This window comes from Marinobacter salarius, from assembly GCF_032922745.1.
Taxonomy (GTDB): Bacteria; Pseudomonadota; Gammaproteobacteria; order Pseudomonadales; family Oleiphilaceae; genus Marinobacter.
Genome location: NZ_CP136693.1, coordinates 3,977,078 through 3,997,168, shown reverse-complemented (window position 1 = coordinate 3,997,168; position 20,091 = coordinate 3,977,078). Strand labels below are relative to the sequence as shown.

Below are 20,091 nucleotides of genomic sequence, written 5' to 3'. Positions count from 1 at the left end.
TTATTTTCTAGTGGACGCTTAACCTGACCAACGGACGGAAAACTTTAAACAGCGGTGCCACTAAAACAGGGATCTTACCATGCTGAATGAAGCCAGCAGTCTCTCCCAGTTCGAGACGCGTCAGGGAAAGCTGAGCGCCATATTTAGTCGTGAGGCTCGACAGGCAGATTCTGGAGCGGTGCCTCCAATAAAGGCTCTAATTGCCGGTGATCAGCCGCTTTTTCGGGATGCCATGCGCCGCGTTATTTTTTCTCATCCCAATTGCGCAAATGTTCTGGAGACTTCTTGTCTCGACGATGTATTAAAGATCATACGCAAAAATGACGGCCTTAACCTTCTCATGCTCGATCTTGACATGCCAGGCGTGCAAGGAATGGATGGTCTGGGCAGCCTGCATGAACTCGCTCCCAACTTATCCGTAATCATTATGTCCTCTAGGGTGAATAGATACATCGCCTTGCAAGCAATTAATCGAGGAGCTTTGGGCTTCATAGCGAAATCTGCATCACGAGACCAGGTTGTCGACACGATTCGGCAGGTTCTAGCTGGACAAGTTTCCATTTGTTCTGGCACGGGAGTCATTCAGAACGGAGAGGATAATGCTGTTGAAGGGTAAGCGTTCATTCCACGACGTAGTTGACCTACTTCACGTCACGGAGGGGCCTCAATAACTCCGGCGAGACCTTGTACTGCTTCCTGCCATCCTCACCCAGCACGATCACACTCTTGCGGTTGATCTTGGTGACGATCCCCAACACCGGTCCTTCCCGGCCCTCGAAGGTCACTTTCAGGCCAACCCGCAATTGACTCAAGGCTTGCAGGGTTTCTTGCTCTTGTAGCTCATCAATTCGCTGGCAGATATACTGGTTCAGTTCCAGCAACTGGTCGATGCTCATGTCCTCAATGCGCACGGACGGTGGCCTCCGGCTGTTTGCTCTGTCGGTCAGGATGGCGTGGGTCGATCAGCGCCCGTAACGGGTTCTCGGCGAACCGAGTTTTCCAGAGTCGGGGCGTCAGGTCGCTGACTTCACGGGCCGGGTGCTGGCTGATGCGCTGCAATACGTCCACCAGGTACATGTACGGGGTAATATCGTGCAGCTTGCAGGTGCTGATCAGGCTCTGGATGATGCCCAGGTGTTCAGCGCCCAGTTCGGTCCAGCAAAACATCCAGTTTTTCTTGCCCATTGGAATGGGCCGCAGGGCCCGTTCCAGGTGGTTGGTATCGGGTTGTACGTCCGGATCTTCCAGGAACACCGTCAGGCTCGTTTCCCGACCGAGCACGTAATTCAGGGCTTTGGTTAGCGGTTCACTGGGCAACAGGCCGCCTTGCGCCAACTGATCCCGGCACCATTGGAAGAAGCCGCTGACGACCGGCTTCGCATGGTCCAGCCGGTATTGACGCTTCTTCTCGCCGGTGAGTTCCTTTTCCTTCATGGTATCTTCAATCTGGTACAGCTTCGCGATCTGTTGCAGGGCTTCGGTGGCCTTCTCAGGATGGTCCTTCTGGGCCTCAACGAAGCAACGGCGACTATGCACCCAGCATTGAGCATGGGTAATACCTTTCTGGGCCGCGGCATAGCGGGCATAAGCGGCATAACCATCGCTGATCAGAGTGCCACTGAATTGGTCGTTCAGAACCTGCTCGATGTGCAGTCGGCCCCGACTGTTCGAGTAGGTAAACACCACTTCGTCGTCATCACCGTATAGGGGCCAGAACCAGCCTGTTTTCATCTTGCCTTTCTGCGGACCTGCCCGGCCCTGGTGACCCGCTTTGATGGGCGTTTCATCCATCGCCAGCACCCGGCTGCGCAATACGTTATCGGTCTGGGCATCTACGATGGGTCGGAGCAGGTCGATGGCACGCTTCACCAGGTTGGTCAGGGTGCTGCGGCTGAGGGTAATACCTGCTTGTTGAATGCGCTGGTGCTGGCGATACAGCGGCAGGTGGAACTGGAATTTGTCCACCAGCAACCCGGCCAGCAGGCTGACATCGGCCAGGCTGTTGTCCAGCACGTTGAACGGGGCCGGTGTGGTGATGGGCTTATCACTGCCTTTACGCCGGAACACCGGGCGCTCACACTTGAGCACCACATAGCTGGAGGCGCGCTGCGCCAGGCGATAAGTCGTTTTAGTACCAATGATGTCGTACTGGTCGGCGTCCGGCCCGGTCAGTTCCGGTGGCAATTGCTCAATGACTTCCACCGACACATCCGCCGTAAAGCGCAGGCCGGTGTCGTTCAGACAATCGTCGTCCCGCTGCTTCTTGCCGGTGCCGCGCTGATAGGCCTTAATGGTGCGCCTCTCTTCCTCGGCAGGCTTCTCCGGCAGCGGTGCTTCACCGGAGGTGAACAGGCTATCCTGTTCTGGAATATCATAAACCTGCTTTTCAGATTTGGGGCCGAACAGCTGTTTCTTAAACCAGTCCAACTGGTGTTTCAACTGCCGAATGGCTTCCGCCTGAGCATCCAACTGCTCGCGCTGCAACGCATTCTCCTCGGCCAGGGCCGAGTAGGAAGGTGCGTTGGACTGGGAGATGGAAGCCGTTGAATTCATGGCCGATATTATACCGGAAGTCCGCGTTTTATACCCCTCGAAAACGCTTGAATTGACGGTATTTTTGCACCTCAATGCCATCAATCAGCAACTGCAAATCCGTCAAGGTTAAAGCCCGCTGACCAGAGGCGGATGATGGCACCCGGAACTGTCCCTGCTCCAGGCGCTTGGCCCACAGGCAATACCCGGTGGCGGTAAAGTACAACATCTTCATCTGGGTCTTGCGACGATTGACGAAGACAAAATACTGGCCGCTGAGCGGATCGTGCTTCAACTGATTCCGGACCAGAGCACTGAGGCCCCGGAACGATTTGCGCATGTCGGTAGGCTCGGTGCACAACCAGATCCTGGCCTGGCTATCGAGCCCGATCATCCGTTCTGGCTCAGCCGCAGTTCGACGCCGTTGCCCAAGCTCAGCACAATGTTCCAGCCTGGGCCGGACTGCGCTGCACCCATCAGAGAGGACAGGTCCAGAAAACCGGCTTCGCCGGAATCCGCTGAGTCACCGGTCGCCTGATCGGACAGGCGCTTGCGCCAGTTGCAGAAACTGGCGTAGCCGATATTCTCCTGCTTACAAAACTGCGGAGCGGACAGGCCACTGTCATGCTGCTGGTCAACCAGGGCTTGCCATTGTTCCGGGGTGCGGTGCTTTCTCATGGGAGTAACCTATTGTTGGAAAATGTGAGGTTACTGTAGGGACAAATTCACCGGGGTGGCAGAACGTCGTGGAATGAACGCTTACGTTGAAGGTGGCTCGTCGTTGGGAGGGGCAGTTGGTTTAGAGCAGCTTCGATGTTTGACGCCGAGACAGTTATCGGTTCTGAAGCGAATGGCTCAAGGTGAGTCGAACAAGCAGATTGCATTCAACTTGCACATAGCTGAAACGACAGTGAAGGCGCACGTCTCAGCTATTTTGAAAAAACTTCGTGTTCAAAATCGAGTGCAGGCTATCCTTGCTGCGAGAGATTTTGGAATAGATATGCATGCGGAGGAGTAGTCCTTTGAGCCTACCCTCTTCTTCCCGATGATTAATCCTCTGACCGGTCATGCTTGCGACCTCTCGGTGCAAAAGTCTGGCGGCCCGAAGTCTAATATGATCGCCCTTCAAAATTTGTGGTGATTGCGTAAGTTCATGTTTTATTAATGTCGGCAGTGGCATACCGAATTGCTATGCAGACAATTGCACAGCCTACCGTGCGTTGCTGCATGGAGGCCGATAATTTGGGTAACGCTATCGCGCTTATCAATAGCAGCCCTTCGGTAACGGCACATCTATTTTCACCTCTTCCGGTGGTTGTGCTCGTCGCTTCCAGCACGAAATCGATGTCGGTCAGGTCGGTGTGAATATTCCTATCCCTGTACCCCTGTCGTTCTTTTCGTTCACCGGATGGAAAGGCTCTTTTTACGGGGTCAGCATGCCTATGGCAAGCAGGCTGTAAGGTTTTATACCGAGACAAAGACCGTGACGTCACGTTGGTTTTCCAGTGAAGCTGAATCACCCGAGGCCAACTTCTCAATTCAGCTTCGATAATTGCGTTGCCGATGAGGCATTTGGCTGGACCCAGGGTCAGGCATCACTCCCAGCAGCCACGCCAGAGGCCCAGGCCCACTGGAAGTTATGGCCGCCAAGGTGTCCCGTCACATCCACCACCTCACCAATAAAGTACAGGTCAGGCTTGTCCAGAACCGCCATGGTCTTGGAGGATAGCTGACGGGTATCCACGCCGCCGAGGGTTACTTCCGCCGTTCGATAGCCTTCGGTGCCGGCAGGTTTGATGGTCCATTGGTCCAGGGCGCGGGCCACCTGTTCTATGTCGCTGTTCTTGTAGCCCTGCAGTGGGCCGGCCCAGCCGTGAACGTCGTTCAGGGCCTGGGCGAAGCGTTTGGGCAGGTGTTGTGCAAGGTATTGGGCCACCGTGGATTGCGGTTTTGATTTCCGCAGGTCGTGCAGGTCCTGTTCTACATTGGTGGCGGGCAGCATATTGACGCTCAGGCTGTCGCCGGGGTGCCAGAAGCTGGAAATCTGCAGCATCGAAGGGCCACTGAGCCCGCGGTGGGTGACCAGCATCGGTTCGCGGAAATGTTCGTTGTTGCAATGCACGTCCACAGGGCAACTGACACCGGACAGGGGCGCCAACTGTTCCTTCAGCTCCGGGTGCAGGGTGAAGGGCACCAGCCCTGCCCGGATTGGCAGTATGGCAAGCCCGAACTGTTTCGCAATATCGTAGCCAAAGCCGGTTGCGCCCATGGTGGGGATGGACAACCCACCGCAGGCGATGACCAGGGATTCACAGGTCAGGGTGCCGCTGTTTGTTTGTAGCTGGTAGCCGTGATCGACACCGCTGATTGTTTTAACGCTGGTTTTAAGTCGCACTTCTGCGCCCGCCCATTCGCATTCGGTGAGCAGCATATTGAGTATTTCCTTGCTGCTCTCCTTACAGAATAGCTGGCCGGCGGCTTTTTCTTCGTGCTCAATACCGTGACGTTCAACCAGGTCCAGGAAGTGCTGGGGGGTGTAGCGTTTTAACGCTGAGATGCAATAGTGGGGGTTGTCCGAGAGGAAGTTGGCCGGCGTGCTGTTGAGGTTGGTGAAGTTGCAGCGGCCACCGCCGGACATGAGGATCTTCTTGCCGGGTTTGTTGGCGTGGTCGATCAACAGCACGCTGCGGCCACGATAGCCTGCGGTTAGAGCGCACATCAGGCCTGCGGCGCCGGCGCCTATGATGATGACGTCGTAGTTCTGGGTTGTCATGATTTGAAGTTACAGTGTTGGCTCTGGGAGTTCCGGCGCAGTATACATTTTTGCGAAGACGTTAGGGCAGTTGCACGGAACCTTCCATATAGAATGCCGCCTGGCCCGCAATGGCGACGCGGTCGCCCTTCAGTTCACATCGCAGAACGCCGCCTCTGTCGGACACTTGGTGTGCCAACAGGTGATCCTTGCCGAGTTTTTCGGCCCAGTAGGGCACCAGAATACTGTGGATTGAGCCGGTGACCGGGTCTTCATCAATGCCGCCGCCGGGGGCGAAGTAACGGCTGACGAAGTCGCAGTCATTGCCAGGCGCAGTGATGATGACGCCAAGATTACCAAGTTCCTTGAGCTTGCGGATGTCCGGCTGCGCGGTTTTTACCGCCGCTTCGTCTCCGAGGACGATGAGATAATTGGTGTCTTTGGGGACGAAAAACGACGTGTTCGGGCAGCCTTCCAGGGCATCCAGGATCAGATCGGGCGTTGAGCATTCCTCAAAGGCAAGATTCGGAAAGTCCAGTTCGAGCCAGCCGTCGTCGGTCTGTTTCACTCCCAGGGGGCCGCTTTTGGACTGGAATCGGATTTGCTCCTTTTTCCAGCCCAGCTTGTTGAAGAGGACCCAGGCGCTGGCAAGGGTGGCGTGGCCGCAGAGAGGCACTTCTATGTCGGGCGTGAACCAGCGTATGTGAAAGTCTTCTTCTGCGTTATCAGGAAGGGGGACCAGAAAGGCCGTTTCCGAGAGATGATTTTCCAGCGCCATTTTTTGCATGGTGTCGTCCGGCAGCCATTCTTCAAGTGGCATGACGGCAGCGGGGTTTCCGCCGAAAACCTGGCTGGCGAACGCGTCGACCTGATATATCGGTAGTGTTTTCATCCCCTTTCCTTTCGCGAGATTCGATGAGTGATAGCCAGAGTCACCATTCTCCGTTTATGCAGACAACCATAACAGATTCAGATATTGTGATTTTGGACCGGTACAGGCTTTTTTGTTCGACATCTGTGCTGGTGAGAATCTGTTTGATCTGTACTGCAGCCATTCTGGATTGATCTGGCAGGATGAAGCGATGGGCATTCTCTATAATCAGGTAGCAGACCAGTTACACGCATTGATTCGTGATGGGGTTTATCGCGAAGGCGAGCGGCTGCCTGGTGTTCGGGCGCTCAGCCGACAGTTTGGCGTGAGTGTGTCCACGGTGCTTCAGGCCCACCAGACGCTGGAGGCGCGAGGTTACCTGGAAGCACGGGAACGCAGTGGCTATTTTGTGCATCTGCCCAGGCGGGATACGCCAGAACCAGTAATGCAGAAGCACAAAGCCAAGCCGGTGCCGGTGAGTGCCCGTGATATGGCGCTTGATCTTTGCGCAGATGAGCAGAAGGTGATGGTGCCGCTGGCGGCTGCGATACCCCACCCGGATTTCCTGCCGGTGCGCCAGATTCAGCACGCCACGCTCTGGGCGGCTCGTCGTGGACTGGAAACGCTGGACTACGCTTTTCCTGGAAAGATCGAGTACCGCCGTCAGATTGCCCAGAGAATGGCTGCACTGGGCATCATCGCAACACCTGGGGATATCCTGGCCACCAATGGTGCACAGGAGGCTATCATCCTGGCCCTTCAGGCCGTCACTAAACCCGGGGATATCGTGGTTGTTGAGTCGCCTTCGTTTCCGGGCATCCTCCAGGCGCTGGACGTGGTCGGGCTTCGGGTCATTGAAGTGCCAACACACCCTTCGGAAGGGCTGAGCCTGGAGGGGTTGGAGCTGGCGCTGGAACAGTGGCCGGTGAAGGCGTGTGTAGTCGTGCCCAATCACAGCAATCCCATGGGCGCGACGATGTCGGACCTTCGCAAGCAGCAGATGGTAAGGATGCTGGAAGCAGCGGGCGTTCCGTTGATTGAGGACGACATCTACGGCGATCTCTATTACGGCACCCATCGACCCAGACCGGCAAAAGTCTTTGACCGCACCGGCAATGTTATCTATTGCAACTCCTTCTCCAAGACCATTTCTCCGGGTTTACGGCTGGGATGGATGATGCCCGGAAAATATCTGGCCGAGGCTAGCCAACAGAAGTATTTCAGCAACCTGGGCACCGCGAGCGTGCCGCAGCTTGCCGTGGCGCATTTCCTGGAGCAGGGCGGTTATGATCGTTACCTTCGTTCTGCTCGGCTACGCTATCGCGAGGCGACGGACCGTATGCGTGCGGCAGTAGGGCGCTCGTTTCCCGAAGGTACGGCCGTCAGCCGTCCCCAGGGTGGTTTCGTACTGTGGGTTCAGCTTCCTGGCACGGTGTCCGGTACAGAGGTGTTCCGCCGGGCGCGGGAGGAGAATATCAACGTGGCCCCGGGCCTGATGTTCTCCACCACCGACAAGTACGAAAACTGCCTGCGACTGAACGGTGCCAACCCTTGGAGCGAGCGGGTTGAACACGCCATTGCCCGGCTTGGCGCCATAGCGACCGCGGTTGCTGCCGAATCCTGAGCGTGTTTGGGGCCGTTGTTCGCCCCTCTGCTCGCTGACAACCTGTCATTTCGTGACAATCTGTCCAATTTTTCGGGTTATCACCTTCCTTCCGTATTGAATTCGGGTTTAAACTGAAGTTTCTGATCAATTTTCGTACGCGACGTTGCCGCTGTACGGTGAATGCCGCTCCATAATCACAATAACCCGGAGGCAGTCATGACCATCAGTTCCACGCCCGAAGGCGTTTCGGTTGCACCCCGACACATGCACTTCGATATTGCCGACGACCTCAAAACCCTGTGGCACGGCAATGACACCTTCCGCACGGCGTTCTTCAATGCGCTTTCGCTCCAGTTCCCCGATGGCGAGCAGCAGTTTATCAATGCGGTTCGGCTCTACCGGGACAAGGTGGACGATCCCAAGCTTAAGGAAGAGATTCGCGGGTTTATTGGCCAGGAGGCGCTGCATAGTCGGGAGCACAAGCACTACAACGAAGCGTTGAAGGCTCGTGGGTACAACATCGATGCCATTGATGAGCGATTCCGCAGGCATATGGCGTGGGTAGGCAATCTGCCGCCCAGTCGCCAACTGGCCGGAACCTGCGGCGCCGAGCATTATACCGCGGTGCTGGCGAATGCCATTCTCCGTCACCCGGAATGGATGGAAGGGGCCACACCGGACATGGAAAAGCTGTGGCGCTGGCACGCCATCGAGGAAACTGAGCACAAATCGGTGGCTTTCGACGTCTATCGACACTGCGTTGGCAATGAGCGTCTTCGCCGGATTGTATTCCTGTTTGTGACCTGGAATTTCTTCAAGTACACCTTCCTGAACACCTGCAGCCTGCTGAAAACCGATGGCAAGTTATGGAACCTGGGTACCTGGGTCGGCGGCATTAACTTTTTATGGGGCAAACCGGGGGTCTTGCGCAAGTGCATGCCTGATTTCCTGGCCTATTTCCGCAAGGGGTTTCATCCGTGGCAACAGGATAACCGTGAATTGATCGAGAAAAACCTCAACGAACTTGAACTGAAGCCATCCGCTCGTTAGCAGAGTGCTGAAATATTGACCGCTTTGTGTAAGACTGGGCGCTGCCAAAAACAATGACAATAAAGGGAAGCAACCGACCGGAATAGCTTCCCATAGCTGGAGGCCCCATGCGCGTTGGTCTTATCGTTGATTCTGCATGCGATCTGCCCTATGAGTTCAGTCGCAAGCATGATCTGTTTGTTCTGCCAGTCACTGCCGTTATTGATGGCCAGACCTACATCGACGAGCACGAGCCGGTCAGGACCCAGGAGTTCTACCAGAGCGGCCTGTTGCAGAAGGGCCACCACGCCGAAACACACGCCTTCTCCGCCGAACAGATCCACGACCTGTTCATGGAAAAAATTGTCACGGAATTTGACGTCGCCATCTGCGAGACGGTCACCCGTTCCCGCAGCCTGATTTTCCAGAACGCTACGGAAGCTATGAACAGTGTGATGGGGCACTATCATGAGGCCCGTCACGCCGCCGGGCGTGAGGGCAAGTTCTCCATGCGGGTGATTGATAGCAAGCAGATCTTTGCCGGCCAGGGGCTGCTGGCGGCTCACACCCTTCGCCTGATTGAGCAGAAGCTATCGAAAAACGCCTTACGCAATGAAGTCGACACGTTTACCGACAAAATCTATACCTGCGTAATTCCCCGCGATCTGCACTACATTCGCGAGCGTGCACGGCGGCGCGGTGACAAAAGCGTGTCGGCCCTGGTGGCGTTTCTCGGCAAGGCACTGAACATCACCCCGGTCATTTTTGGTCAGGGCGCTGAAGGGCAACCCGTCGCCAAAACCCGAAGTTTCGACGTGGCAGTGGAGAAAGTGATGAATTACGCCACCGCGAGGGTCGAGGCAGGCCTGTTGACGCCCTATGTCAGCCTTTCCTGCGGCCTGACCTGGACTGACATCGAGGACCTTCCGGGGTTGAACCGCCTGCGTGATGCCTGTGAAAAAAACGGTGTTGAGCTGTTACTCTCCCAGATGGGGATTACCAGCAGCATATACATTGGCCCCGGTAGCCTGTGCCTGGCGCTTGCCGCAGAACCCCACGAATTCAGCGATTTCCAGTAGCCGGGACTATCGGGCGCCCAGGCACCACCTCCCGTTTCTTGGCCCACTCGCACACAAAAGGCTGTATCTTCGGCAAACGCAGCCGGTCGGGCTTCGTGTTAGCCTCATGTCGTTCTCAATTCAGAAGCCCACTTCCAGACTGCACCGGACCCCGATTATGACCAAAGGTAAAACGGATCTCGCCAATGCGTTGTTCGAGCAACACGTAAAACACGAACTGGCTTCCCTGAAAGGGGCCAAGTTGCGGCGTTTTCTCGAAACCGAAGTGGATGAACTGTTTGACTATGCCGGGGCCATCACCTTGAACCGGCTGACCTCGGCGGAACAGGTTATGGGCGTGATCCAGCGTATTGTGATCGACATGGAACTGGATGCCGGCATCCCGGAACTGGCAGCGGAGATGGCCACGGAAGTGCTGAATGCCCCGGTTCAGAAAACCTCGCGGCTGCGGGATATTATCACCCGGGAGCAGGCCACCGGGTTCCTGGAAGAAGCCCTTGAGCTTCGGCATCAGCGGGAGCGGGTGATCAGCGAGATCATGGCTCACCCGGTCTATCAGGAGCTGGTATCCAATGTGGTGTATCAGGGCGTGGTGAACTACCTCTACGAGGACAACCTGATTACCAAGAGTGTTCCCGGTGTCGGCTCGATGATGAAGTTTGGCAAGCGCATGGCCAACAGGGCGGTTCCGGGACTGGATGAAACCTTTGAGCGCCGTTTCAAGGCCTGGCTGTCCGACAGCCTGCCGGGGCTGATCAGTCGGAGTGAACAGTTCCTGAACAGCGCTCTGACCGATGAGGAGCTGCGCGACAGCGTGATGGCCGTGTGGGTATCGCTGGAAGACCGCACTATTGAAGAGCTGCACGAAGGGTTAGGGGATGTGCAGCTCCAGGAGTTTGTGGTGTTGGGGTACGAGTTCTGGCTGCAGTTCCGCCAGACGGCGTATTTCGAGGGTTGCGCCAGGGCGGTGGTGGAGCACCTGTTCACCCTGTATGGCGAAAAACCGGTGATTGAGCTATTGGGCGCGGTTGGGGTCGACCGCGATGTGGTCATGGCGGAGGTGGATGCCTACGCACTTCTTGTGATAGACGTGCTTCGGGAGGAGGGGTATCTTGAAGCCCTGATCCGTCGTCGTCTTGCGCCGTTCTACAAGTCGGCCGCGGCGAAAAAGATTCTGCAGCAGGAGAGCTGAGCACTCCTGCGTTCGCGTGGGATGTTTGGCAATGCTGGTACCAACGGAGCTGTTCTGGGCCTATCTGGTGGCCATCTCGTTACTGACCGTCACGCCCGGGGTGGATACCCTGCTGGTAATGCGGAACGCCGGGCGGGGTGGGCTGAAGCATGGTTTGCGGGATGGCTGTGTAACCAGCGTGGGCATCTGCTGTGGGTTGTTTATTCACGCCACCCTGTCCGCTCTGGGTATTTCAATGCTGCTGGTGGAGACGGCCTGGGCGTTTACCGCGGTCAAATGGGCAGGTGCCTGCTACCTGATCTGGCTGGGACTGAGCTCGCTGCGTCAGGCCATGGCCCGCGCCCCCGCAAAATCCGATGGGCCATCGATATCGAGCGCTGAGCCCCCACTGATGAAGCCGGTATCAACCTGGGCGGCGTTTCGCGAAGGCCTGCTGTCGAACGTGCTGAATCCGAAAACGGCGCTGTTCTATATGGCGTTGCTTCCTCAGTTTATCGATCCCGCCGGCAACGCATTCCAGCAATCGCTGTTTCTTGCGGCGGTTCACTTTGTGCTGGCGATGGCCTGGCAATGTGGGCTGGCGCTGGTGGTGGTCAAATCACGAAGGCTTGGCGTGGGGCAGGGCGTAAAGCGCATGCTGAACGCGCTGACTGGCGGTTTCTTCGTCGCTATCGGAGCAAAACTGGCGACGCAGTGAAGTGGTGATGTATGAAAAAAGGGGAGCCGAGGCTCCCCTTTTTTGATCGCAATGCGCTGAAAGCTGCTATTACTTTTCGAGGTACTGCAGCTTGTCCGGCTTGCCGTCCCACTCTTCGGCTTCTGGCAGCGGGTCTTTCTTTTCGGTGATGTTGGGCCACTTGCCAGCCAGGTCGGCGTTGAGCTCCACAAACTGGGCCTGATCCGCAGGCAGCTCGTCTTCCGAGAAAATCGCCTCAGCAGGGCACTCCGGCTCACACAGGGCGCAATCGATGCACTCATCCGGATCGATTACCAGAAAGTTCGGGCCTTCGTAGAAGCAGTCAACCGGGCATACTTCCACGCAGTCCGTGTATTTGCACTTGATGCAGTTATCAGTAACGACAAACGTCATAGTCAGTTTCCTGGTCCAGTAGTCAATCTCATCAGTGTAATAATAATTGCGCGATATTGTATTGAGCGGCCTGCCCTGTCGCAAGCGCTGAGGCGCACTATCGTTATTACACAGATCAATTCTGCCGCTGAGTTCCGCTATTTCCCCAGCAGTTCTTTCAATTCGTACAGTCGGTTAAGAGCATCCCTCGGAGTCAGTCCGTCCACATCCAGGTCGGCAAGGCATTCTTCCACTTTGCTGGGCTCCAGGCTGGCGAACATGTCTGCCTGCATAACCGGCTCGCTAACACGGGCGGAGCGTGGCTGTTTTTCAGGTTCAGCCGGCGCCATGGCGGTATCATCGGCTGCTGGCCTGGCTGGTGCCGCACCGCCTTCAAGGTGTGACAACTGCTCCTTGGCGTTGCGAATCACGTCCTGGGGCACGCCAGCCAGCTTCGCCACCTGCAAGCCATAGCTCTGGCTGGCTGGGCCGTCGTGAACGTTGTGCAGGAACACGATGGTGTCGTCGTGTTCCGTGGCGGTCAGGTGAACGTTAACGGCGTGCTCAAGATCGTCGGCCAGTTGCGTGAGCTCGAAATAGTGAGTGGCAAACAGGGTGTAGCAGCGAATGTGTTTGGCCAGGTGTTCCGCTGTCGCCCAGGCCAGGGACAGGCCGTCGAAGGTGCTGGTGCCGCGCCCCACCTCGTCCATCAGCACCAGGCTGTATTCCGTGGCGTTGTGGAGGATATTGGCGGTCTCAGTCATTTCCACCATGAAGGTTGAGCGACCACCGGCGATGTCGTCTGACGAACCCATGCGGGTGAAAATACGATCCAGTGGCCCGATGACCACACGGTTGGCGGGCACATAGCTGCCGGTGTAAGCCAGCAGGGCTATCAGTGCTGCCTGCCGCATGTAGGTGGACTTACCGCCCATGTTGGGACCGGTGATCACCAGCATGCGCCGTTGCTGGTCCATCAGCAGATCATTGGGCACGTAGGGATCGCTCAGCAGCTGTTCCACTACCGGGTGGCGGCCTTCTTCGATATCGAAGCCGGGCGTGTCGCTGAATTCCGGGGCATTGAAGCGCAGGCTGGTGGCCCGCTCGGCAAAGTTGCTGAGCACATCCAGCTCTGCCAGGGCCTGGGCAGCGTCCTGCAGGGGTGCCAGTTCTGCGGCGACGGTTTCCAGCACCTCGTCGTACAGGGCTTTCTCCCGTGCCAGTGAGCGGCTCTTGGCACTCAGGGCCTTGTCTTCGAATTCTTTCAGTTCCGGTGTGATAAAGCGTTCGGCGTTTTTCAGAGTCTGGCGGCGGATGTAATCCACTGGCGCCTGTCCGGATTGCGCGCGGGTGATTTCGATGTAGTAGCCGTGCACCCGGTTGTAACCGACTTTCAGCGTGCTGATCCCGGTGCGCTCGCGCTCGCGAGTCTCAACGTCCAGCAGGAACTGGCCAGCGTTCTCGCTGATATTGCGCAGTTCGTCCAGCTCTTCGTCAAAACCGTCGCGGATAACGCCCCCATCCCGGATGACCACCGGCGGGTTGTCGATGATGGCCCGTTCCAGCAAGTCCGATAACTCGGGGTACTCGCTAATGGTCGTGGCGAGCTTGACGACATGGTGGGAGTTGATCGGTGTCAGTGCCTTTTGTAAATCCGGCAGGCTTAGAAAGGCATCCCGCAGCCGTGCCAGATCCCTTGGGCGCGCTGAACGTAGCGCCACGCGGGCCAAAATCCGCTCGATATCACCGATGCTTTTCAACAGGTCATGAACCGGCTCATAGTGAAAGCCGTCCAGAAGTGCTGAAACCGCCTGTTGGCGTTGTTCCACCACGGTAATGTCCCGTAAGGGCCGGTTAAGCCAACGTCTTAGCTGGCGCCCACCCATGGCGGTCGCAGTCCGGTCCATCACCCAGGCCAGGGTGTGCTGGGTGCCGCCCATCAGGTTGGTGTCGATTTCCAGATTACGGCGGCTGGTGGCGTCCAGGATTACCGCTTCCTCGCGCCGTTCACGGCTGAGTTTGCGAATGTGGGGCAGGGCGGTGCGCTGGGTTTCTTTGGCGTATTGCAACAGGCATCCGGCAGCGCAGATGGCCAGCGTGAGGTCTTCGCAGCCAAAGCCGGTCAGATCACGGACCTGCAGTTGCTGGGTAATCACGCGGCGGGCGGTGTCGGACTCAAACAGCCATGGGCCCTGGCGGCGGATACCGGTATAGCCGTCCAGTACGTCCTGATAAGGGAAGTCCTCACTGATCAGGATCTCCGCTGGGCGCAGGCGCTGGAGCTCCCCCTGCAAGCCCTCGAGATCGTCCAGTTCAGACACGGTAAACCGTCCGCTGGAGATGTCGAGCGAGGCAAAACCAAACTGCTCCCGGTGGCTGTAGATGGCGACCAGGAGGTTATCCCGGCGGTCCTCCAGGAACGCATCGTCGCTCAGCGTGCCCGGCGTCACAATGCGAACCACCTTGCGCTCTACCGGCCCCTTGCTGGTCGCCGGGTCGCCAATCTGTTCGCAAATGGCGATGGATTGACCGGCACGAACCAGACGTGCAATGTAGCCTTCAGCGGAATGGTAAGGAATGCCCGCCATGGGAATCGGGCTGCCTCCGGATTGCCCACGGGCCGTCAGGGTGATATCCATCAGCTCGGCGGCTTTCTTGGCATCCTCGTAGAACAGCTCGTAAAAGTCCCCCATGCGGTAGAACACCAGTTCATTGGGGTGTTCGCCCTTGATCTTGAGGTATTGCCTCATCATAGGTGTGTGATTAGATTCAGGCGCCTGATTCTGAACGTCTTTTGTCATCTTAGCCCGCTGCAAGATAATGTTTTAAATGAGTTTTTGAAAAATTTTGATTCCATAAGGTTTCAGGAAGTTCCATTTAAGCGCATAGGTTAGTGTAGGTTTTAGTGTAGGTTTTTTGATATATGGGCTATGATTTCGATCAAAGGCGCAAAAACCTACACTTTTACGGCCCGACTTGGAGTGACCGCAATGGCAGCGAGTCAGAGTAACAAACCACTAACCGCAAAAACAGTTGAAACCATGAAGCCCGGCAGCAAAGACCGGGCAGACGTAGGGGATTATCGTGGGCTTCGTGTGAGCTGTGGAAAGTCTGGTATCAAGACGTTTTATTATCGTTATAAGAGCCCTGAATCCGGCAAACTCATGCAGATGAGAATAGGGCGCTTTCCGCAAACTACCTTGGCAGAGGCTCGTAATCGGCTTCTCGAATTAAAAGAGATTCGTCTCTCAGGGCTTTGTCCGTCTGCAGAGCGGAAGAAGAGTATTGAAGCGGGGAAGGTTGCTGAGCAAGCGCGGGCTGCGGAAGAAGAGCATGAGACGTTTACCGTAAAGCAATTAATTGACCTTTACTTAGAAGAGCATATTGAGGACAGGAAAACACAGGACGGGAAGTTAATTCCCGGCGCTCGCAAACCGAAAGGTCAGGCAGAAACGCGCCGCACCCTTGAAAATGATCCAGTGAGCACATTTGGTTCGCTGGACGCTACTGTCCTGACAAGGCAAATGATTGTGGACCACATTAAAGACATCGTGAACCGTGGTGCCAATGTTCAGGCAGGTAATGTGCTCCGAGAACTGACCGCAGCATATGAGTTCGCGCTGGGACTGGGTCGGCTGCCTGCTGAATTTGTTAATCCGGCCTTGCTGGCTAAGGCTAGCCTGCGACAGGCAAAAATAAAACTGACCCCACAGAAAGGTAAGAGAGTCTTATCCGACCAGGAACTAAAAAAGCTTCTCGAGTGGCTACCTGGGTCGAATTACACGCAAACTCAGAAGAATGTTATCCGATTTACCTTGTGGACTGGCTGCAGAACTGGGGAGGTCTGTGTAGCAGAGTGGAAGGACATCGACCTAGAAAGAGAAACTTTCCATATTCGTGAATCGAAAACAGCCATCGAGCGATATGTGCAACTGCCCCGTCAAGCCATACAGTTTTTGCGTGTACTTCAGATGAACACTGGTGAGTACCTATTCCCCTCTATGCGATCGAAGCAGCCAATTCAGCAGAAGCAGCTCACTGAACAGGCTTGGCGAATGCGCCAGCAGGGCAATATGCTTGATATCGAGAGCTGGACTCCCCACGATTTGCGTCGAACTGTGCGGACGGGGCTTTCGCGCCTCCGCTGTCCCAGTGAAGTTGCTGAAGCGGTTCTAGGGCATGCACGTGGAGGTATTGAAGGTACATATGACCTACACCGCTATGAAGCCGAGTGTCGAGAGTGGCTGCAGAAATGGGCGGATCACCTCGATGCTCTGACAAAATCAGACACGTGAGAGCTTCGCCGCGATCCGGAGCCGCACAAAAGATTTTGAACTTGGTTTTTTAGGGCTTCTAATTAATCAGTACCACTCGGGAAGTGACTCCTCCAGCTTAATTAGCTCCGCTACTTGAGTGAGTTGGATATCCCTGATCAGGAGCCGATGCTTCTTCTGCAGTAGATCAAAGGTGCGGTGATGCATCCCTTTCGGGCGCTCACGAGTTTCAGGAGTTGAGTTGTTTGGCTGTCCGGGATAGCTGGCTTCAATAGATCTGAGTTTCCGGAACATTCTCTGAATTTGGTTTTCCCGCTGGCTTTGGTAAGCGATCCTCCAGCAATGCCGGCAAAGATTCGGTGTCGGTCCATAAAGAATTGCGACACGTCGACCACAATATTCGCCTGGGCAGAGAAACCAAGGGCGGTAGCCGCCAAAATGACAAGGTGTCCAGGCGATCTCGATAAATTGGGACGCAAACTGAGCCTGCCGGTCGCAGGCAATGAATTTGAGTTCCAAACAATCCCCATGTGTGACTACTGACAATACTCCAAGTTTCATGCCTTGTGTGTACTGATGCAGGTTGTAAGCCTGCCCAGGTTCAAGGAGCTGGTCTCTTTGAAGTTCGCGAACATCGAGGCTGATGAACTGTTCAGGACAAGGCTTTGTCGTTTTTGAGGGTTTTCTCCCACTAAACATTCCGCCCATCGTTCAATCCTTTTTTTCGAAATCAATAGCAAAATTTTCAGTCTTATGTGAGTGTCGTGGTTTGAAGTACTCGCTTGCCAGTTTATCAAGTTTACAGCAAGACCCGGAGGCTGGAGGTTGCTGACAATCTCCCGGCCTGCCATCTGCATTTGCATTGTCGCCATTCCATCAATGTCGCCAACCCCATTTCCAGAATGGATACCTATTTACGCTCGGCTGCAGTGAGGGCTGAGGTGGTTCTTTAAAACCAGTTAATTGGTGAGCAATGGTTGTAGGCAGCGACAAGTACAATGTCTCACGTCGCTTACCAACCATACCGTCTTTTCTGAACAGCTTGCCATGCGCCATAAAAGTAATCTCGTGGTCATACTTGAACACGTTTAGCCTTTCGACCTGAATTCGCCTTGACTTACCTTGTTGCATGGCCTGCAGAATATCCCCGGGACGAATGCCGAGGATTTTTTCAGAGATTCTTTGTTTGGCGGCAGCAAGCTCTGTTTCCCATAGCTCTATGCGTTGCTCGGCAGAGACTAATCCATCCTGCAGTACCTGGAGCGCATTGAACTGTTCGACTGGCCACCAGACCTTCATGGCACGCCCGAGTTTCAGATGTAAATCGGCATCTAGGAGGTCGTACACGAGAGAAGAACCAAGTGTATGCATATCCTCAGCTTCTAGCAGCGTTTGCAGTAGATCCCAGTCTTCTCGATGTATTTGAAGCTCCGGATCCGTGTGAGTATAGCGAGGCTGCTCAGGCACGAAAGATAGCGGTCCAAGATGGTCAATTGGAACTTGATTCGTTTCATAAATATCTGTGGGTGATTTTTGCTCAATTCTGAGCCAAGCATGTGTCTTGGACACGCAAAGATCGGCTTTGGCGATCCAGTACGATTTAGGCGCGAAGATATACCGAACGCTCTGGCAATATTCTGAGCTGTTGAGTGGTATCGCTGAGAAGGACAGCTGCTGCTCATCGACTAATCTATTGGCGTTGGCAAGATGGCGTAGTAGTTCCTCGGAAACACGGACCACCACGAATTCGTTCTCGGACCGGTAATCCGGTGTTTCGGATTTAGGGAAAACCAAAACATTCTTTGCCACTAGCGGGAGAAGAGCATCCAATAGACCGGCGGCTACCTGTCTTGCAGAAACAAACGGGGTGTTGGGCAGGAACTCTTCAAAGTGCTTAATTGCCGTGGTTAAAATCGCAGAGGCCAGTGCGGGGTCGATGTGCATAAGCCTTGATCCTTTGAACTCGAAATGGCCCAATTCGCGGTTCCGGGCCAGAACGGTCTCGGCAGCCTTTTTAAAGAGTTCCTGTTTCCGTTCAGATAAATGAATTCCAGGCTGAATTGATTTTTGGCTGAGTCGAGCCACAAGGTTGTCTTGGTAAGCAGCCATCGGAGGAATAGGCCGATTCGGATTGCCCTTAAACCGTGCCCAGTAGCCTCTAGGGGGCTTGGGAATTTCGAGCTTGGCACATCGTTTTGTGAGCGCGACACCTGAAATCCCGAGGGTTGCCGCTAGCTGTGTAGTGGTCAACTAATCCCGGACAGTATTTTAAGTTTTTCTTCCGCGACTACAGGTGGCATGCCGTCATTGAATGTATGGGGACGCTGCCGGTTGTAGTAGTCCATCAGGTAGTCACCAATATCCTTTCTTGCATCAGGAATCGAGCGGTATCCAAGTGATGGGATCCATTCGCTCTTCAGGCTCCGGAAGACCCGTTCCATAGGGGAATTATCCCAGCAATTTCCCCGACGACTCATGCTTTGCTCCATGCGGTAACGCCAGAGCCTCTGACGGAATAATCGGCTTGCGTACTGACTGCCCTGGTCAGAGTGGAACAGAACCCCTGTCGGTTTTCCCCGTTGTTCATACGCGTGATCCAGTGCCTTTACGACCAACTCTGCATCAGGCCGGTCTGATAGCGCCCAGCCGACCACACGGCGGGCATAGAGATCCAGAACAACCGCAAGATAGCTCCATCGCTGACCAGCCCACACATAGGTGATGTCACCGCACCACGCCTGGTCTGGGTGGCTGACGCTGAACTCACGATTCAGCCGGTTTGGAATGTCGGGCCTTTCCACAGTGGCCTGTTTGTATGCGTGTGGGCCAGGTTGCTTGCAGATCAGTCCCAGCTCACTCATGAGGCGGCGAACCTTGAAGCGTCCGATCACAACGCCTTCCTCATTAAGCATGGCGGTGATCATACGGCTTCCCGCTGAGCTTCGGCTCTTGCGAAAGATCCGGTTCACATCGGCTCGCAGAGCCACTCGCGTGGCATCCACTACGGACCGCCTCCGGCGATAGTCGTAATAACTGGATCTCGACACTTCAAACGCTTTACAGACCATCTCAACCGGCTCCTGCTCACTCAACTGGTCTATCAGCGCGTACGATTCATCTCGTCCGACATCAAGAGAGCGGTAGCCTTTTTTAGTATCGATTTCTCCCGTTCCAGCCTCTCACAACGGGCTTCCAATTCCTGGATTCGCTGCTGTTCCGGGGTCATGGCTTTGGACTTGGGTGTAACACCGCCACGTTCTTCGGAAAGCTGTTTTACCCATCGCCTGAGGGCGTTCTCGCCGACATCTAAAGAGCGACTGGCTTCGGCAACACTGTAGCCCTGGTCAAGCACCAAACAGGCAGCTTCCTGCTTGAACTCTGGTGTAAAAGATCGTCGTTTTCTGGTCATCAGACACCTCGCTTATGGTGGCGATATTACCACCTACGTTGGTGTCCGGAATCATTGAACCACTACACTGTTCACTGGGCATCGACCACACGAGATGGAAAAGCTCCTCCCGATCTTTCTCGAGACTGCTATCGTCCGATTCTGACTGCATTGCACCAACCCCCTTGCGACCCTTGTATAGATTCTAGGCGATTTCCTCTTGTGCGAAGGATGATCAGAGTGTCGTATCAGATTCAGCTTACGATCTTGGTTTCCTTAGGCGAATCATTCAGTATCGA

Annotated in this window: 18 protein-coding genes and 2 pseudogenes; 9 read left to right on the top strand and 11 right to left on the bottom strand. The window is 55.3% G+C overall.

What is annotated here, in order from left to right; all coding sequences use genetic code 11:
- The first annotated feature begins 79 nt into the window (after positions 1-79).
- Entirely contained in the window at positions 80-616 is a 537-nt protein-coding gene (locus tag R1T46_RS18555; RefSeq protein ID WP_317306513.1) for a response regulator transcription factor, read from the top strand.
- 25 nt (positions 617-641) lie between these two features.
- Here R1T46_RS18555 and R1T46_RS18550 read toward each other — a convergent pair whose 3' ends face one another.
- The 4 genes from R1T46_RS18550 to tnpA are packed head-to-tail and all read right to left on the bottom strand — an operon-like array spanning position 642 to position 3,210.
- Positions 642-911: a hypothetical protein gene (locus R1T46_RS18550; protein ID WP_092031717.1), complete on the bottom strand. Its 270-nt coding sequence runs from the start codon at positions 909-911 to the stop codon at positions 642-644.
- Positions 901-2,628, bottom strand: a complete 1,728-nt coding sequence (gene tnpC / locus R1T46_RS18545) for an IS66 family transposase (protein ID WP_407070138.1) — start codon at positions 2,626-2,628, stop codon at positions 901-903. The genes R1T46_RS18550 and tnpC overlap by 11 nt, the downstream gene beginning before the upstream one ends.
- Positions 2,582-2,926, bottom strand: coding sequence for an IS66 family insertion sequence element accessory protein TnpB (gene tnpB, locus R1T46_RS18540; protein WP_317305809.1), 345 nt, complete (start codon positions 2,924-2,926; stop codon positions 2,582-2,584). Before tnpB ends, tnpC begins: the two co-directional genes overlap by 47 nt.
- Entirely contained in the window at positions 2,923-3,210 is a 288-nt protein-coding gene (tnpA, locus tag R1T46_RS18535) for an IS66 family insertion sequence element accessory protein TnpA (RefSeq protein WP_317305808.1), read from the bottom strand. The genes tnpB and tnpA overlap by 4 nt, the downstream gene beginning before the upstream one ends.
- Positions 3,211-3,334: 124 nt before the next feature.
- Here tnpA and R1T46_RS18530 point away from each other — a divergent pair.
- Together R1T46_RS18530 and R1T46_RS18525 are read left to right on the top strand one after the other, a co-directional pair.
- A pseudogene (locus R1T46_RS18530) lies at positions 3,335-3,550 on the top strand (response regulator transcription factor); the annotation flags it as partial.
- Positions 3,551-3,747: 197 nt separating this feature from the next.
- Positions 3,748-4,084: pseudogene (locus R1T46_RS18525) on the top strand (aldehyde dehydrogenase family protein); the annotation flags it as partial.
- 36 nt (positions 4,085-4,120) lie between these two features.
- Here R1T46_RS18525 and R1T46_RS18520 read toward each other — a convergent pair.
- Both R1T46_RS18520 and R1T46_RS18515 read right to left on the bottom strand, forming a co-directional pair.
- Positions 4,121-5,305 (bottom strand): NAD(P)/FAD-dependent oxidoreductase, encoded by a 1,185-nt coding sequence (locus R1T46_RS18520; RefSeq protein ID WP_317306512.1) that lies wholly within the window; start codon positions 5,303-5,305, stop codon positions 4,121-4,123.
- Positions 5,306-5,366: 61 nt separating this feature from the next.
- The gene (locus R1T46_RS18515; RefSeq protein ID WP_317306511.1) at positions 5,367-6,176 is read right to left on the bottom strand and encodes a PhzF family phenazine biosynthesis protein; all 810 of its coding nucleotides are present in this window, start codon (positions 6,174-6,176) and stop codon (positions 5,367-5,369) included.
- 190 nt (positions 6,177-6,366) lie between these two features.
- Between R1T46_RS18515 and R1T46_RS18510 the strand changes: the two genes are divergently transcribed.
- From R1T46_RS18510 to R1T46_RS18490, 5 genes are all read left to right on the top strand, one after another.
- Entirely contained in the window at positions 6,367-7,779 is a 1,413-nt protein-coding gene (locus R1T46_RS18510; RefSeq protein ID WP_317308334.1) for a PLP-dependent aminotransferase family protein, read from the top strand.
- A gap of 198 nt (positions 7,780-7,977) precedes the next feature.
- Positions 7,978-8,811, top strand: coding sequence for a metal-dependent hydrolase (locus tag R1T46_RS18505; protein WP_317306510.1), 834 nt, complete (start codon positions 7,978-7,980; stop codon positions 8,809-8,811).
- Between the two features lie 107 nt (positions 8,812-8,918).
- Positions 8,919-9,869 carry a DegV family protein gene (locus R1T46_RS18500; protein ID WP_317306509.1) on the top strand — a complete coding sequence of 317 codons (951 nt, stop codon included), beginning with the start codon at positions 8,919-8,921 and terminating at the stop codon, positions 9,867-9,869.
- 157 nt (positions 9,870-10,026) lie between these two features.
- The gene (locus R1T46_RS18495) at positions 10,027-11,061 is read left to right on the top strand and encodes a hypothetical protein (RefSeq protein ID WP_317306508.1); all 1,035 of its coding nucleotides are present in this window, start codon (positions 10,027-10,029) and stop codon (positions 11,059-11,061) included.
- 31 nt (positions 11,062-11,092) lie between these two features.
- Positions 11,093-11,758 (top strand): LysE family translocator, encoded by a 666-nt coding sequence (locus R1T46_RS18490; protein WP_317306507.1) that lies wholly within the window; start codon positions 11,093-11,095, stop codon positions 11,756-11,758.
- Between the two features lie 69 nt (positions 11,759-11,827).
- Here the strand turns inward: R1T46_RS18490 and fdxA are convergent, their stop codons facing one another.
- Both fdxA and mutS read right to left on the bottom strand, forming a co-directional pair.
- Positions 11,828-12,151: a ferredoxin FdxA gene (gene fdxA, locus R1T46_RS18485; RefSeq protein WP_317306506.1), complete on the bottom strand. Its 324-nt coding sequence runs from the start codon at positions 12,149-12,151 to the stop codon at positions 11,828-11,830.
- A gap of 137 nt (positions 12,152-12,288) precedes the next feature.
- Complete coding sequence (mutS, locus tag R1T46_RS18480) at positions 12,289-14,931, bottom strand: DNA mismatch repair protein MutS (protein ID WP_317306505.1); 2,643 nt, start codon at positions 14,929-14,931, stop codon at positions 12,289-12,291.
- A 189-nt stretch (positions 14,932-15,120) separates the two neighbouring features.
- Here mutS and R1T46_RS18475 point away from each other — a divergent pair, with 189 nt between their 5' ends.
- Complete coding sequence (locus tag R1T46_RS18475) at positions 15,121-16,425, top strand: tyrosine-type recombinase/integrase (RefSeq protein WP_288352674.1); 1,305 nt, start codon at positions 15,121-15,123, stop codon at positions 16,423-16,425.
- A 66-nt stretch (positions 16,426-16,491) separates the two neighbouring features.
- Here the strand turns inward: R1T46_RS18475 and R1T46_RS18470 are convergent, their stop codons facing one another.
- From R1T46_RS18470 to R1T46_RS18460, 3 genes are all read right to left on the bottom strand, one after another.
- Positions 16,492-17,112 (bottom strand): hypothetical protein, encoded by a 621-nt coding sequence (locus R1T46_RS18470; protein ID WP_288352672.1) that lies wholly within the window; start codon positions 17,110-17,112, stop codon positions 16,492-16,494.
- A 168-nt stretch (positions 17,113-17,280) separates the two neighbouring features.
- Positions 17,281-18,489, bottom strand: coding sequence for a hypothetical protein (locus R1T46_RS18465; protein ID WP_317306502.1), 1,209 nt, complete (start codon positions 18,487-18,489; stop codon positions 17,281-17,283).
- Positions 18,490-18,650: 161 nt separating this feature from the next.
- A protein-coding gene (locus tag R1T46_RS18460) for an IS3 family transposase (RefSeq protein WP_156105448.1) occupies positions 18,651-19,813 on the bottom strand; the annotation gives its coding sequence in 2 pieces (ribosomal slippage) (positions 18,651-19,558 and positions 19,558-19,813; 1,164 coding nt in all).
- Positions 19,814-20,091: the final 278 nt, after the last annotated feature.